This is a genomic window from Sphingomonas sp. SL1004, from assembly GCF_057815015.1.
In genome coordinates this window covers 1,235,118-1,250,788 of the sequence record NZ_JBYMUX010000001.1, presented here as the reverse complement: position 1 = coordinate 1,250,788, position 15,671 = coordinate 1,235,118, and the positions used below count along the sequence as shown (strand labels likewise).

Sequence of the window (15,671 nt, the reverse complement as noted above, 5' to 3'; positions counted from 1 at the left end):
CTCCGGAGCCGCCGATGCTGTCCAGCCTCGCGCTGCGCCGTACCACGCCGTATCTTCTCGCGATGATGTGCACGACGAGCGCGACGCCCGCGGTCGCGCAGACGATGCCCGCTCAGGAGCAGGGCGCCACCATCATCGTGGAGGGGCGACGCGCCAAGACCATCGATCGCATGATTGCCGACCTTGCGCCGTCGCGTGGCGGCCGACAGATTGCGAAATGGGAGTGGAGCATATGCGTTCAGGTCGTGGGGCTTGAGGCGAACCATGCGACGTTTCTGCGCAAGCGAATTGAATCCACCGCCGAGGCGCTGAAGATTCCGGTCGTGCGGAAGGATGATTGCACACCCAATATCGTGGTCGCGTTCACCGATGCGCCCCAAGACGTCCTGCTCGACATCAGAAAGCGCGAGCCCGAACTGCTGCGCGATCCGCGATATGGTTTGCCACGTAAATCGGAATGGGAAGAGCTGATGGCGCCTCGGCCGGTGACGTGGATGGGGCGTGACGAGGTTGACGAGTCCGTCAAGGGCGGTTCGGTGTCGCGGCTGAGAGCGCAGACCCGGCAAAGTCTGACCAAGGCGATCGCGGTCGTCGATGCACGCGCGATCGCCGGCGTGACGTGGGGTCAATTGGGTGACTATCTGTGCATGGTCACGCTGTCGCGCCCGAAGCTGGCAGGCTCCTACGATACGTCTACGATCCTCGGCCTGTTTGCCGCACGAGATGCGATACGTCCTCGGCCCGCCCTTCAACCTATGGGCATGACCGCAATCGACCGTAGCCTGCTGGCAAATCTGTACACGATGGATGGACGGCTACCCGCGTCGAGCCAGCAGAAGACTCTCCGCGAGAAGGTCGAGAAGGATCTGGCGGCCGATTGAGATCGCAGATCTGTCGCCGCCATCGCAACGTGGCACAAACGCAAACGGGCGGGGCAGTTGCCTGCCCCGCCCGTCTGTTTGCCAAATCCTGGACTACTAGAACTTCAGCTGTGCGCCGACGTAGAAGCGGCGGCCGATCGGGTCGTAGACGTCCGCTGCGGTCGTCGTGCCGGTGATCGTGCCGTAGAACACGGTGTCCTCAAGCTTCGGTGGCTTGCGATCGAACAGGTTGGTGACGCCGAAGAACATCTCCATCTGCCGGCTCTCCTCGCCGACGCGCGCGCGGAGCTGAACGTCGTGATAGATCCGCGCCTTGATCTCGTTATGCGCGGCGATCTCGGGCGAGAGTCCGATCTGGTCGGAATACTCGGCGAACTCGTCGCGAACGGTGTCGACCATCGGGCTGAGATACGTCGCGGTCCAGTTCACGCTGTACGGACCGGCGCTGTAGCTGGCCGTCGCGTTGACCTTGTCGCGGAACACCGCACCATATTCAAGGTTGCCAACGCCGCTATAGGCAGGCGCTGCCGGATCGGACTGGGTCTTGTACTTCATTGTGTGCGTGTACAGCACGCTCAGGTCGAGACGGTCGTCGCTGATCAAGCCAAGAGCACGGCCGTAGCGCAGATTGACGTCGATACCGCTCGTCTTCGTGTCGGCGATGTTGATGTTCTGCGCGTTCACCGTCTTGATGTAGCCGGTGTTGTCATAGCGGATGACGTTGTTGCAGAACTGCGGCTCGCTGGTGAGCAGGCACTGCTGGATCGACGTCGCGCGGGGGACGATGCCGATCGCGTTGGTCAGCTTGATGTTGAAGTAATCGACGGTCAGGCTGAGACCACGGACCTGGTCAGGTGCGATGACCGCGCCGAGCGTGATGGTCTTGCCCTTCTCCTCCTGCAGGTTGCGATTGCCACCGTCGAAGCCGTTGATGCTCTGGGTGTCCGCCAGCGAGTACTGGAACGTACCGCCATTGCTCACCGCGGCGGCGATCGCGGGGATCTGGCGGCAGGCATTGGCATAGGTGCCGGTCGAGGCTGCCGTCACGCCGTCGCAAGGATCCTGCACCGCCGGGAAGGTTTCCGATGCCGACGAGAAGAGCTCGTTGATGTTCGGAGCGCGGTTCGCAACGGCGTAGTTGCCGCGGAAGCGAAGGCCCTGGATCGGCGAATACTCGGCGCCGGCATTCCAGCTGAACACGGTGCCGATCGTCGAATAATCCGAATAGCGCGCAGCACCCTGCAGGCTCAACGAATTGACGAACGGCAGGCCCTTCAGGAGCGGAATGTCGATTTCGCCGAACAGCTCCTTCACGTTGAACTTGCCGACCGTATCGGGCGTCTGGTTGCCCGAATTCTGGCCGGCGTTGGTCAGCGCGTCCCAATTCTCGCTGCTCTTCTCGCGGCGATACTCGCCACCCAATGCAACCTGGACGTCGCCATATGGCAACGCGAACAGTGAACCGGTGACGTTGGCGTTCGCGACGAACTGCGTGTTCTTGATCGACACTTCACGCGGCACGTCCGCCTGGACGTAGGTCGATGCAGCGGCGCTTGCCGTGTTGTAGCCGAACAGGTTGATCGGTGCACAACCGGCGGCACGCGCGGCTGCATCGCGGCAGACGATCGTACCCGTGGCGTCCGTGACCGCGTCGAGCGCGTTCGCGTACTTCGTGATGTCGATGTCCTGGCTGCTGGTGCGATCCTTCAGCTGGCCATAGACGCCCGATACCTCATAGCTCCACTTCGGAGCGATATCGCCGCGGAAGCCGCCGGCGATGCGGAAGGTGTCACGGTCGTTGGTGTTGCTGCGGCTGAACACTTCGTTCTGGCGACGGCGAAACGCGATCGAGGTCACGTCGTTGTCGGCGATACCGTCGCTGTTGCGGGCAATGATCTGCTGGCGAATCGCAGCGGGCACATAAGGGTTGTCGATCGCATAGCCGGTCCCGACGTCGAGCCCGGAATCGAGCGCGAGTGCTTCGATCTGCGAGCTGGACTTGGTCTTGGCGTAGGTGCCTTCCAGGAACGCCGTCACGGAGTCGCTGAACTTGTACTGCGCTGCACCTGCCGCAAGGTAGCGTTCCGTCGGCGTCGAGATACGACGTACGGAATTGCGGTTGAAGCCCGTGCCGCTGCCCGTGACGACCGAATTGTCAGGGTTGAACGAGAACAGGTTGCTCGCATAGCCGCCAGCGTTCGTCGATTCGTTGGCGCCGTTCCGGAACTGGAAGCGGCCCTGCGCCGAATACGAGCTGTACGACTGCGGACCGCAACCGAGGTTCGAGCAATCCTCCGCCGAGATGCCGCGCTTGTTCGACAGCAGGCCGAGGTCCTTCGAATAGGTCCCGTTGACGATGATCGACCCGCGATCATCTTCGCCGAACTTCGTGCCGCCGGTGATGCTGGCGGTGTAGTTCGGGTTGTCGCCACGGCTGGTCAGGCCGTACTGCGCACGGGCGGTGATGCCCTGCATGTCGGTCTTCATGACGTAGTTGACGACGCCGGCGATGGCGTCCGAGCCGTAGATTGCTGATGCGCCGCCGGTGACGACTTCGATCCGCTCGACGAAGTCGGCCGGGATGTTGTTGACGTCGACGATCGACGTGCCCGCCACGCCCGGCACGAACCGGCGGCCGTTGACCAGCACCAGCGTGCGCGAATCGCCGAGGTTGCGAAGGTTGATCGTCGCGACGCCGTTACCGGTCGTCAGGAAGTTGCTGTTCGTGCGGCTGAGGCCGGGAATGCCGACCTGGGGAAGCTTCGCCAGCAGGTCCTGCGTGTTGACGATACCCTGCGACTGGATCTGCTGCGAGTCGATCACGGCGACCGGCGATGCGGATTCGAGATCGGGGCGACGGATGCGCGAACCAGTAACGACGATCGCGTCGTCCTCGCCGGCGATCGGCTCCTGCGCTTGTTCAGCGGCAGCCGTGGTGCCGGCTGCGGGCGCGGCAACGCTGGCGTCCTGTGCGAATGCGGGCGCAGACAGCGCTCCTGCGGCAAGGATGGTAGCAGTTAGGAGCAGGTTCCGAGACAAATTCAGTCTTCCTCAATCAACGCGACATGATGTTTCAATTGCGTCACGGGGATGCTGCAATGCAAAGCGTATGCGATGGAATGTCAGCGATCTTGTCGCTTTTCGATCCAAGTGAAACAAATTCGCCACAGTAGCGGATTTGTCCGAGGTGCCACTCACAGGCGTCATCGGTGCCAGGTTGCGCGCCCACGAAAGGGCGGCATTTCGCGGCAAGCGTCTTCCCTATCGCGACATGCTTGGCTTAGACGGGTGTGATGAATTTTCTCGCATACTTCCGATGATCACGCTTGGCACCGGCCTAGCCGTACTGGTGGGCGCGCTTCTGCTGGTGCTGATCGTCGCCGGGGGCGTGCTGTTGTTTGTGGGGATGCGGGCGCGGGGGGATGCGGCGGAGACGCTGGACGCCAACGCGCATCTGCAAGCGCTGATCGACGGATCGCCGGCGATCGTCACGATCATTCGTTCGGGCGGTCGGATCGAGATGTCGCAGCGGATGGCGGACTGGCTCGGGCTCGCGGTTCCGCCGCGATCGCTTGCGGAATTGGCGACCGGCGGAACCGGGCTTTCACCGGAGGACGCCGCGCGACTGATCGCCGATATCACTGCGGCGCAGCGGTCGGGACGGGGGTTCGTGCGGTCGGTGCGGCTGCAGGAGTCGACGCGGGCGATCACGTTTCGCGGCGGGCGCGCGCCGGGCGAGATGGGCGCGACCGGGGCGGTGCTGCTCTGGGCGTTCGATGCGACCGACAGCGAGGCGGAAATCGCCCGGCTCGGCGCGGAGACCGCGCGGCTGGGCGAGGCGTATGAGTCGCTGACCGGGCTGATCGAGGCGGCGCCGATGCCGATGTGGTATCGCGCGACCGACCTGCGGCTGGCGATGGTGAATACGGCTTATGTCGATGCGGTCGAGGGGCGCGACGCCGCCGACGTGGTGGCGCGTGGGCTGGAGCTGGTCGAGGGATCGGGGCGGGGCGGACCTTTAGCTGGTGCTGCGGTGGCCCGCGAGCAGGGTCGGCCGCACCAGCAGGTCCTGCCCGCGACGATCGATGGTGCCCGGCGGTCGTTGCAGATCTACGACGTCCCGTTGCCGAGCGGCGGGGTTGCCGGGTTCGCGATCGATATCGAGGAGCTGGAGCAGGCGCGGTCGGGGGCCAAGCGGTTCGCCGAAGCCCAACGCGCGATGCTCGACCGGTTGTCGGCGGGCGTGGCACAGTTCGGCGGGGATCGGTCGCTCGTGTTCTGCAACCAGCCGTTCCGGCGTATGTTCGCGATGCGCAGCGAATGGCTCGCCGACCGGCCGGAGTTCGACCGCGTGCTGGAACGGATGCGCGAGGCCAACCGGTTGCCCGAAGTGCGCGACTTCCCGAGCTGGAAGGCGGAGCGCCGCGACTGGTTCATGCAGACGAGTGGCTCTCCCGGCGGCGGCGCGATGGAGGAGAATTGGCATCTTCGCGGCGGCACGCATCTCCGAGTCGTCGCGCAGCCACTGCCTGATGGTGGCCTCCTGCTGATCTTTGAGGATCGCACCGAGCAGGTCCAGCTCGCCAGCGCGCGCGATACGTTGCTGCGCGTGCGGACCGCCACGTTCGATAATCTGTTCGAGGCGCTCGGCGTGTTCGCAGCTGACGGGCGGTTGCAGCTCTGGAACAACCGGTTTCGGCTGCTCTGGGGGCTGGAGGAAGAGTTCCTGGCGTCGCACCCCCGCGTCGACGCGTTCGCCGAGGCCGCAGGCGGAAAGCTGCTCACGCCCAATCGCTCGGCGCTGATTCCCGATCTGGTCCGCTCGGCGACGGTCGAGCGACAGCAGCGCGGCGGGCGCGTCGCGTTTGCAGACGGTCGGCATTTCGAGTTCGCCGGCGTGCCGCTGCCCGATGGCAACGCGCTGTTCACGATGCTCGACATCACCGACAGCCGGCGTGCGGAGCAGGCATTGCGCGACCGTGCCAACGCGCTGGAGGCGGCGGACAAGGTCAAGACCGCATTCGTGGCCAATATGAGCTACGAACTGCGTACGCCGCTGACCTCGATCAGCGGGTTCGCGGAGATGCTGCACGGGGGATACGCCGGCAAGATGACCAAGCAGGCGGAGGGCTATGTCGGGGCGATCCTGGAGTCCGTCGAGCGGCTGGGGTTGCTGGTCGACGACGTGCTCGACCTGACGCGCGCGGAGAGCGATCGCGAGGAGACGGACCGGAGTGACGTCGACCTCGCGACCACGGTGCGTGCGGCAGCGGAGACGATCCTGCCGTCGGCCAAGCGGCGGAAACTGGATTTTGCAGTGGAAGTGGCGCGGTCGACAGGGCGGGTGAACGGGAATGCGAAGCGATTGAAGGAGGTGGTCGAGCACCTCTTGCGCCACGCGGCCGCGGCGACGCCGGATGGCGGGCGGGTGTTGTTGCATACCGATGGCAACGCGACGTCCGCGCGGATCGTGGTGTCGGATGACGGACCCGGCATGGATGCCGAGGCCGTCGCGCATGCGTTCGACCGGTTTGCGGAATCGAAGACGATGGGGGATCGCGCCTTGGGGTTGGGCCTGCCGTTGGCCAAGCAGTTCGTGGAGGCACATGGCGGGACGATCGAACTGGTGTCGGAGCCGGGCGAGGGCACGCTGATCACCGTAGAATTGCCGCGGCGATGAGGGTCTTGAATCTACTCCCTCTCCCCTCTGGGGAGAGGGCTGGGGAGAGGGGCAGTCAAGCAGTGCACTATCTGGCGCAGCCCCTCGCCCAACCCTCTCCCCGAGGGAGAGAGCGCTCATGCGCGTGATCCTCCTACCCGATCCGCAATCGACCGAGGCGTTCGGGGCTATGCTCGCTACTCTCGTCCGCCACGGCGACGTCATCACGCTCGAAGGCACGCTCGGCGCAGGCAAGACCAGCATCGCCCGCGGACTCCTCACCGCGCTCGGGCTCGCCGGCGAAGCGCCGTCACCTAGCTTCGCGATCGTCCAGCCCTACGAGCCGCCCGAGGTCCACTTCCCCGTGCTCCACGTCGACCTCTACCGGATCGACGATCCCGCCGAGATCGAGGAGTTGGCGCTAGACGACGCACGCTACGACTCCCTGCTGCTCGTCGAATGGCCTGAGCGCGCCGGTCCCGATCATTGGCCCGACGCGCTTCGGCTCAGCCTGACGATCGAGCCGGATGGCACGCGCAGCTTGACAGCCGAGGTGCCGGAAGCTTGGAGGTCGCGATGGCCGACATGACCCCGCCGCCCGGCGCCGCCGCTTTTCTCGATGCTCATGGCTGGGGAGGCGCGCAGATCCTCCCGGTTGCAGGCGACGCGTCGTTCCGGCGGTACTTCCGTGCAGTTGAAGGCGCCGAAGAGGGGGGGCGTAAGGCCATCCTGATGGACGCGCCGCCGCCGCATGAGGACCCGCGCCCCTTTATCGCCATTGCGGAATGGCTGGTCGAGCACGACTTTGCAGCTCCAGCGATCCTGGCGTGCGATCTAGACCAGGGGCTGGTGCTGATCGAGGATTTCGGCGACGACCGGTTGCGCGAGGCGGTCGACGCGGCGCCTGACGAGGAGCTTTCGTTGTACGCGCCGGCGATCGACTTGCTGGTTCGGCTGCGTGCAGAGCCCGCGGGACCGGTCCCTCCCTATGATCGCGCGGTGCTTAAGCGCGAGGCGGAGCTGTTCGTCGAATGGTACTGCCCGGCGGTCGGGATCAAGCCTAATCTCGCGGGTTGGGACGCGGCTTGGGAGGCGGTGTTCAATCATGCGATCGCCGAGACTCCAGTCACGGTTCTGCGCGACTATCATGCTGAAAACCTGATGCTGGTCGGGCCGGAGCGCTCGCTCGGCCTGCTCGACTTCCAGGACGCCTTGGCGGGGCATCCGGCCTACGACCTGGTATCGCTGTTGCAGGACGCGCGGCGGACGGTCAATCCGGCGGTCGAGGCGGCGATGCTCGAGCGATATCGCGCGGCGGCGGACGCGGGGGAAGAGTTCATGAACGCGTATCACGTGCTCGGCGCGCAGCGGAATGCAAAGATCCTCGGCATCTTCACGCGGCTGTGGAAGCGCGACGGCAAGCCGCATTACGCGACGATGTGCCCGCGCGTTTGGACGTATCTGGAGCGCGATCTGGCGCAGCCGGTGATGGCGCCGGTCGCCGCGTGGTTCGCGGCGAACGTGCCGTCGGTACTTCGTGGCGATCCGCTGGCCTTGAGCGCGTGACCCGCCAGCAGACGATTCGCCCTGTCCCTCGCGGGATCGTGCCAGAGACGGCGATGGTGATGGCCGCCGGGCTCGGCAAGCGGATGCGCCCGCTGACCGCGACGCGGCCCAAACCACTCGTGCAGGTCGCGGGCAAGCCGTTGATCGATCACGTCTTCGAACGGTTGCAGGCCGCCGGGATCAAACGCGCGGTCGTCAACGTGCATTATCTGGCGGATACGCTGGAGGCGCACGTCACAGACCGGTTCGAAGGGATCCACGTCGTGATCTCCGACGAGCGCAAGATGCTGATGGAGACGGGCGGCGGGCTCGTCCAGGCGCGGCACCTGCTCGGGAATGCGCCGGTGCTGGTCGTCAACAGCGACAATCTCTGGATCGACGGGCCGATGGACGCGATCAAGCTGCTCGCATCGCGCTGGGACGACGCGAAGATGGACGCGCTTCTGCTCATGGTGCCGCTCGCGCGCGCCAACAATCACGGCGGGATGGGCGATTTCTATCTCGGCAGCGACGGGCGGATCGCGGGGCGGCGCAAGCCCGGCCGCGTCGCGCCGTTCGCCTATACCGGCATCCAGATCCTGCATCCCCGCCTGATCGCGGACTGGCCGGAGGGGCCGTTCTCGACCAACCTGTTCTGGGACCGCGCAATCGAGGCCGGTCGCGCCTACGGTCAGGTCCACCAGGGCCTGTGGTTCGACGTCGGCACCCCCGCCGCGATCCCGAAGACCGAGGCGATCCTCGCGGATGGCTGATCTCATCGCGACGGATCGACCGACGCTGTACACGATCCCCGCGCACCGGGCGTTTGCGGATGCGCTCGTCGCCGGGCTGACCCGACGGGCGGGGCGAGATCCGCTCGCACTGGCCCGAGCGCTTGTCGTGTTGCCGAACAACCGCGCGGTGAAGGCCGTGACCGAGGCGTTCGTGCGCGCGAGTGGCGGCGGGCTCGTGTTGCCGCGGCTGGTGGCGCTGGGCGATCCAGAGATGGGTGAGGCGGTCGGCGCCGCGCTCGATCCGGCGGACGACATCGATCCGCCGCTGCCCGCCGTGCCGCCCTATCAACGCCGCATGATCCTCGCGCGGCTGGTGTCGGAAGAGCGCGCGCGCGAAGGCCATCCCGTCGATGCGGCCGAAGCGGTGCGGCTGGCGGGCGAACTCGCGCGGACGCTCGACCAGCTGCTGGTCGAGGAGGTGCCGCCGACCAGATTGCGCGATATCGAGCTTGGGCCTGAACTCACCGAGCATTGGCGGCGCGCGCTGGCGACGTTCGAGATCGTGCTGCAACGCTGGCCGGGCGAACTGGCACGGCTGGGGCGGATCGACGAAGCGACGCGGCGCTCGGCGTTGCTCGACCGGCTTGCCCGGCGCTGGCGGAACGCGCCGCCCGCCGGGATCGTGTGCGCCGCGGGCGTGACCGATTCCGCTCCCGCAGTCGCACAGCTGCTCAGGTGTATAGCCGAGATGCCGCAGGGGATGGTGGTGTTCGCCGGACTCGATCTCGCGCTGCCGGACGAGGAATGGGACGCGCTCGGCCCGCATGATCCGAACCCGGTCACCGGGCTCGCTCGGCGGTCGATCGAGACGCATCCGCAGTTCGATGCCAAGTTGATGCTCCTGCGCATGGGCATCGCGCGCGGCGAGGTGCAGACTTGGCGCGAGGGCGGCGGGCACGACGCCGATGCCGCGCGCGGCCGGGCGATCGCCAACGCGCTGGCGCCCGCGGATTTCACGGGCAAGTGGACGCAGATCGCCGCGGAGGATCGCCGCTTGAAGGGGGTGACCGCAGCCGAACTCGCGACGCCGGCGGAAGAGGCACAGGCGATTGCGCTCGTTCTGCGTGAAGCGCTGGAGGTGCCGGAGCGGACCGCGGCGCTCGTCACGCCGGACCGTGCCCTGGCGCGGCGCGTGTCGGCGCATCTCGGACGCTGGGGCATCGGCATCGATGACAGCGCGGGACGGCCCTTGTCGATCCTGCCGCCGGGAACGTTGCTGCTCGCGTTGGCCGAGGCGGCGGCTCAGCGCTTCTCGCCGCTCGCACTGCTGGCGTTGCTCAAGCATCCACTGGTGCGCGCGGGCGAGGATCGCCTGCTCTGGCTCGACGGCGCGCGTGCGCTCGATCGCAGGCTACGCGGGCCGAGGCCGGCGGCGGGGCTCGACGGGATCGCCGGGCATCTGGATGAGCGCAAGGGAACTGCGGCGACGTGGTGGACCGACGTCCAGCCGTTACTGACGCCGATCGCAGCGGCGTTCGATCAGGGTCCGCAGCCCTTGGCGTCGGTGCTCGCCTGCCTGCGCGAGACGGCGCAAACCCTGTGCGGCGACAATCTCTGGTCGGGGCTGGCGGGGCGAGCCGCGGCGGAGTTCCTGGCCGATCTGGAAGCCGAAGCGCCGGCCGGACCGCCGCGGATCGATCCGCGCGAGTTGCCGCAACTGTTGCGAACATTGCTCGACGAGGTCGCGGTGCGGCCAGCGCCGGGCGGCCATCCCCGCCTCGCAATCTACGGGCTGATCGAGGCGCGGTTGCAGACCGCCGACGTCATGGTGCTGGGCGGGCTCAACGAAGGCGTGTGGCCGGGCCGGCCCGCGCCCGATCCTTGGCTTGCGCCGCGTATTCGGATGGAACTTGGGCTGCCGGGGCTGGAACGGCGCGTGGGAACCGCTGCACATGATTTCGCGCAGGCGCTTGGCGCACCACGCGCGGTGGTCACGCGAGCGCGGCGTGATGCGAAGTCGCCTGCATTGGCCTCGCGGCTTTGGCTCCGGTTGCAGGCGCTTGCCGGCGATCGGTTCGAACGCGCGTCGGCGCTCGAAGGCTGGACACGGGCGCTCGACGATCCGGGAGAGCATCTTCCAGCGGATCGTCCCGCCCCGTCGCCGCCGGCTCTGCTGCGCCCCAAGGCCATCTCCGTCACCGAGGTCGATCGCCTCAAGGCCGACCCTTACGCCTTCTACGCACGCCGCGTGCTGGGGCTGATGCCGCTCGATCCGGTCGATGCCGATCCGAGCGCCGCGTGGCGTGGCACCGCGGTGCACGACATTCTCGAGCAATGGTGGAAGCAGGACAACTGCACCGTCGACACGCTCCGGCAGCGCGCGAAGGCGATGCTCGACGACGAACGGACGCATCCGATGATGCGCGCGCTGTGGCAGCCGCGGTTGCTGGAGGCGATCGACTGGATCGCGGGCGCTATCGTCGCGCAGGGCGAGGACGGCCGCACCGTCGCCAGCGCCGAGGGCAAGGGCAAGATCGAGATCGCCGGCGTCACCCTGTCGGGCCGCTACGACCGCATCGACAAGCTGGCGGACGGGCGCCTAGCCGTGATCGACTACAAGACCGGCAAGCCGCCTTCGCCGACCGCAGTCCGCGCTGGCTATAGCCTGCAACTCGGGCTGCTCGGCCTGATCGCCGAGCGCGGCGGCTTCCCAGACGTCTCCGGCACCGCAGGCGCGTTCGAATATTGGTCGCTCGGCAAGAAGCGCGACGCGTTCGGCTACATCGAGAGCCCGGTCGATCCCGAGGGCAAGCGCGACAAGATCCCGACCGCCGAGTTCACCGCGATCGCCGCGCACAACTTCACCGAAGTCGTCGGCGAATGGCTGACCGGCAGCGCCGCGTTCACCGCGAAACTGGTGCCCGAATACGCCCCCTATGCCGAGTATGACCAGCTGATGCGACGCGACGAATGGTATGGCCGTGAGCGGTGATGCGCTCGCAACGCTGCCCCGGCTGAGGGGCGCACAGGCCGATGCGAGCAACCCCGCCTCGCACGTCTGGCTGTCCGCGTCGGCGGGCACGGGCAAGACGCAGGTGCTGGCGGCGCGCGTGTTCCGGCTCCTCTTGCGCGGTGTCGATCCCGGCGCGATCCTGTGCCTGACCTTCACCAAGGCGGGCGCCGCCGAGATGGCGCAGCGGATCAACGGGCGCCTCGCCGCCTGGGTGCGGATGCCCGCGCCGGCGCTCGCGGCGGACCTGATCGCGCTCGGCGAGAGCCCGGTGCAGGCGTTGCAGGACCGCGCCCGCACCCTGTTCGCCAAGGTCCTCGATGCGCCCGGCGGTGGCCTGCGCATCCAGACGATCCACGGCTTCTGCCAGGGCTTGCTGGCAGCATTCCCGGTCGAGGCTGGGCTGACGCCGGGCTTCCGACCGCTGGAAGCGCGCGAAGAGGCAGGGCTCGCACGCGAGGCGCTGGCGTCGATGCTGTCCGATGCCGAGCGCGATGGACGCGAGCGCCCGGTCGAGATCGTCGGCCGCCTGTCACTGCGGATGGGCGAGGGCGGGGCGGAGGCCTTCCTGCTCGCCTGCGCGCGTGCGCTGCCAGCGCTGGAGGCCCTCCCGGTCGGCATCCAGCCGTGGCTCCGCCGCGAACTCGGGCTTCCGTCCGGAGACATCGACGAGGCGATCGCGGAGTGGTGCGACGCGCTCGACCTCGACGCGATTGCGCGTATTGCCGCGGCGAACCGCGCGTGGGGGACCGCCACCGGTCAGGCCGCGGCGGCGACCGTTCAGCGCTGGCTCGTTTCCGAAGATCGCGCGGCGACCTTGGCCGACCTCGCCAGCGTCGTGCTCACGGGCACGGGCACGCAGCGCAAGGCCTCGAAGAAACTGATCGATGCCGAACCCGAGTACGAAATCCTCGCCCGCGATCTGGGCGAGGCGTGCACCGACGTGCTGTTGATGGTCCAGCGCGCGATCTATTGCGACCTGCTCGCCAACGGGCTGGAGGTCGGCCGCGATTATGCGCGCGGCTATGCGCAGGCCAAGCGGCGCGCGGGCGCGGTCGATTTCGACGACCTGATCGCGACGACGGTGGCGCTGCTCGACCAGCCAGGGATCGGCGAGTGGGTCCGCTACAAGCTCGACCAAGCGACCGAGCACCTGCTCATCGACGAGGCGCAGGACACCAACGGGCACCAGTGGCGGATCGTCCGCGCGCTGGCGGACGAGTTCTTCGTCGGCCGCGGCATCTATGCGCCATCGACGCGCACCCTGTTCACGGTCGGCGATTACAAACAGGCGATCTTCGGGTTCCAGGGGACCGATCCACTCAATTTCCAGGCAGCCGAACAGTATTTCGGCGGCCGTGCGAGCGAAGCCGAAGGTGACGACGATTGGCCCGAGGAGGAGCGCGGGTTGCCATTGGCGCGCCTGTCGCTGCGACACTCGTTCCGGTCGACGCGAACCGTGCTCGAGTTCGTCGATGCGGCAATCGGTGCAATCGGCGAACCGGGCTTAGGCATCGTGGGCGAGGTCGAACGTCACGCGAGCGAGGTCGCGGGGCCCGGCACGGTGTCACTGTGGCCGACGATATCGGCAGGCGGCGCGGAAGAGGACGAAGAGGGCTGGATCGACGATGCGATGCGCGAAATGGCGCGGACCATTGCGCGCGCCGTGAAAGGCTGGATCGCCGACGGATTGATGCTGGAAAGCAAGGGCCGCGCGCTGCGGCCCGAGGACGTCATGATTCTCGTCAAGCGGCGCGGCGATCTCGCGTCACTGATCGTCGCGCGGCTCTATGCCGAGGGCGTGCCGGTGGCGGGGGTCGATCGGCTGCGGCTGAACGCGCCGCTGGCCGTGCAGGATCTGCTCGCGACGATCCGCTTCGTCTTGCAGCCCGAGGACGATCTGTCCGTCGCCGCGCTGCTCGTGTCCCCACTGATCGGGTGGACGCAGGACAAGCTTATGGCGGCGGCGCCGCGCGAGGCAGGCCCGTTGTGGCGCCACCTGCAGCGCACGCAGTCGGCCGAGCGGCTCGCCCCGTTGCTGGCGATGCTGGCGCGCGCTGACATCGCCACGCCGTACCAGTTCCTGGAGGAACTGCTGTCGGGACCGCTCGACGGACGGCGCAAACTGATCCGTCGGCTGGGGACCGAGGCGCGCGATCCGATCGAGGAACTGCTCAACGCCGCCCTTACGTTCGAGAGTACGACGACACCGTCGTTGCAACGCTTCCTCGACTGGTTCGATCGCGGCGATGTCGAGATCGTCCGCGATCCGTCCGCCCCCCTCGATGCGGTCCGGGTGATGACCGCGCACGGCGCGAAGGGGTTGCAGGCGCCTCTTGTGATCCTGGCAGATGCGACGGCGGACCCGTCTGCGACGCCGCGCTCGATCCTGAAATGGGCGCCCGAGCCTGGGGCTGCGCCGATACCGGTGTTCCGCCCCCGATCGGCGGAGCGCGGCGGGCCGCTGGACGCGGTCGTGTCGGCGGCCGAACAGCGCGAGTTGGAGGAGCATTGGCGGCTGTTCTACGTCGCCGCAACGCGGGCGGAGGAGCGGTTGGTGATCGCCGGTGCGCTCGGTCCCCGTGCGAAGGGCGTGCCGCCGGAGAATAGCTGGTACGCAGCGGCTGACCGTGCGCTGACGGCGCTCGGCGTGGTCGAAGGCGAGGGCGCGCGGACGTTCGCCGGGGTCGAGCCTCAGCCCGCCGTGGTGGCGAAACCTGCGGCGTCGGTCCGGGAGGTGGAGAACGCGCACCTGCCGGCCTGGGCGCACGAACCGGCGCCACATGAGGCGCGTCCACCTCGCCCCCTGTCACCGTCGGCGCTGGGTGAGGATGCGGTGTCCGATCCGCCGCCTACGCCTGCGATGCGCATCGCGGCCGAGCGGGGCCGGCTGATCCATGCGCTGTTCGAGCGGCTACCCGCAGTCGCTACACCAGACCGCGCCGACGCGGCCGACCGCTGGCTGGAGAAGGCCGGCGGGGTTGAGGATGCGGCAGCCCGCGCGGAGATCGTGCGGAGCGTGCTGTCCGTGCTCGACGATCCCGAGCTTGCCGATCTGTTCGGGGCGGAGACGCTGGCCGAGGCGCCGATCGCGGCGACCTTGCCGAACGGTATCGTCGTGTCGGGCACCGTCGATCGCTTGCTGATCGAGGCCGACCGCATTCGCGTGGTCGACTTCAAGACCGGGCGGCGCGCGCCCCGCGGAGTAGACGAGGTGCCCGAGTACCACCTGAAACAACTCGCGGCCTATGCCGAGGCGCTGGGGGTGATCTTCCCCGGGCGGACCGTCGAGGCGGCATTGCTCTACACCGCGGGACCGCGATTGATCGGGCTGACGGCCGATATGCTAGCCGCGCACAAGCCGCACTATCGTGGCACGGAGCAAAGCTAGCCGCCCGGTGGTTGAGCGCGTGCACGCCCGACCCTAGATTATGATCAACGAAGGAGATTTCACGATGGCTACCAAGCAGATTACCGATGCCAGCTTCACCGCCGACGTTCTGAACGCCGAAGGCCCCGTGCTCGTTGATTTCTGGGCCGAATGGTGCGGTCCGTGCAAGATGATCGGGCCGTCGCTCGAGGAACTTTCCGACGAGCTGGGCGAGAAGGTGACGATCACCAAGATCAACATCGACGAGAACCCCGACGCGCCGGGCAAATACGGCGTGCGCGGGATCCCGACGATGATCCTGTTCAAGGGCGGCGCACCGGCGGCGACCAAGGTCGGCGCTGCACCCAAGGGGCAGTTGAAGGCTTGGCTAGAGGGCGAGCTGGCTTAAGGAACACTTGCCCCTCCGTCATCCCAGCGAAAGCGGGGATCTCCCGGTTCGAGCCATCCCTCT

At 67.4% G+C, this 15,671-nt stretch carries 9 protein-coding genes; 8 read left to right on the top strand and 1 reads right to left on the bottom strand.

All coding sequences use genetic code 11. The features are described from left to right. Positions 1–14: 14 nt before the first annotated feature. Complete coding sequence (locus tag AC3D24_RS05475) at positions 15–881, top strand: hypothetical protein (protein WP_489028913.1); 867 nt, start codon at positions 15–17, stop codon at positions 879–881. Positions 882–977: 96 nt separating this feature from the next. On the opposite strand, the gene AC3D24_RS05470 is transcribed toward AC3D24_RS05475, so the two are convergent. Further along, positions 978–3,920, bottom strand: a complete 2,943-nt coding sequence (locus tag AC3D24_RS05470) for a TonB-dependent receptor domain-containing protein (RefSeq protein ID WP_489028911.1) — start codon at positions 3,918–3,920, stop codon at positions 978–980. A gap of 277 nt (positions 3,921–4,197) precedes the next feature. Here AC3D24_RS05470 and AC3D24_RS05465 point away from each other — a divergent pair, with 277 nt between their 5' ends. The 7 genes from AC3D24_RS05465 to trxA all read left to right on the top strand — a co-directional run bounded on the left by AC3D24_RS05465 (position 4,198) and on the right by trxA (position 15,608). Then, positions 4,198–6,561, top strand: coding sequence for a sensor histidine kinase (locus tag AC3D24_RS05465; RefSeq protein WP_489028909.1), 2,364 nt, complete (start codon positions 4,198–4,200; stop codon positions 6,559–6,561). 118 nt (positions 6,562–6,679) lie between these two features. Further along, entirely contained in the window at positions 6,680–7,129 is a 450-nt protein-coding gene (gene tsaE, locus AC3D24_RS05460; RefSeq protein ID WP_489028907.1) for a tRNA (adenosine(37)-N6)-threonylcarbamoyltransferase complex ATPase subunit type 1 TsaE, read from the top strand. Beyond that, positions 7,126–8,106 carry an aminoglycoside phosphotransferase family protein gene (locus AC3D24_RS05455; protein ID WP_489033055.1) on the top strand — a complete coding sequence of 327 codons (981 nt, stop codon included), beginning with the start codon at positions 7,126–7,128 and terminating at the stop codon, positions 8,104–8,106. Before tsaE ends, AC3D24_RS05455 begins: the two co-directional genes overlap by 4 nt. Next, a complete protein-coding gene (locus AC3D24_RS05450; protein WP_489028905.1) occupies positions 8,103–8,858 on the top strand; it encodes a nucleotidyltransferase family protein in 756 nt (251 codons plus the stop codon). Before AC3D24_RS05455 ends, AC3D24_RS05450 begins: the two co-directional genes overlap by 4 nt. Continuing rightward, positions 8,851–11,811 (top strand): double-strand break repair protein AddB, encoded by a 2,961-nt coding sequence (gene addB / locus AC3D24_RS05445; RefSeq protein ID WP_489028903.1) that lies wholly within the window; start codon positions 8,851–8,853, stop codon positions 11,809–11,811. The genes AC3D24_RS05450 and addB overlap by 8 nt, the downstream gene beginning before the upstream one ends. Further along, positions 11,795–15,220, top strand: coding sequence for a double-strand break repair helicase AddA (addA, locus tag AC3D24_RS05440; RefSeq protein WP_489028901.1), 3,426 nt, complete (start codon positions 11,795–11,797; stop codon positions 15,218–15,220). Before addB ends, addA begins: the two co-directional genes overlap by 17 nt. Before the next feature lie 64 nt (positions 15,221–15,284). Further along, a complete protein-coding gene (gene trxA / locus AC3D24_RS05435) occupies positions 15,285–15,608 on the top strand; it encodes a thioredoxin TrxA (RefSeq protein WP_489028899.1) in 324 nt (107 codons plus the stop codon). Positions 15,609–15,671: the final 63 nt, after the last annotated feature.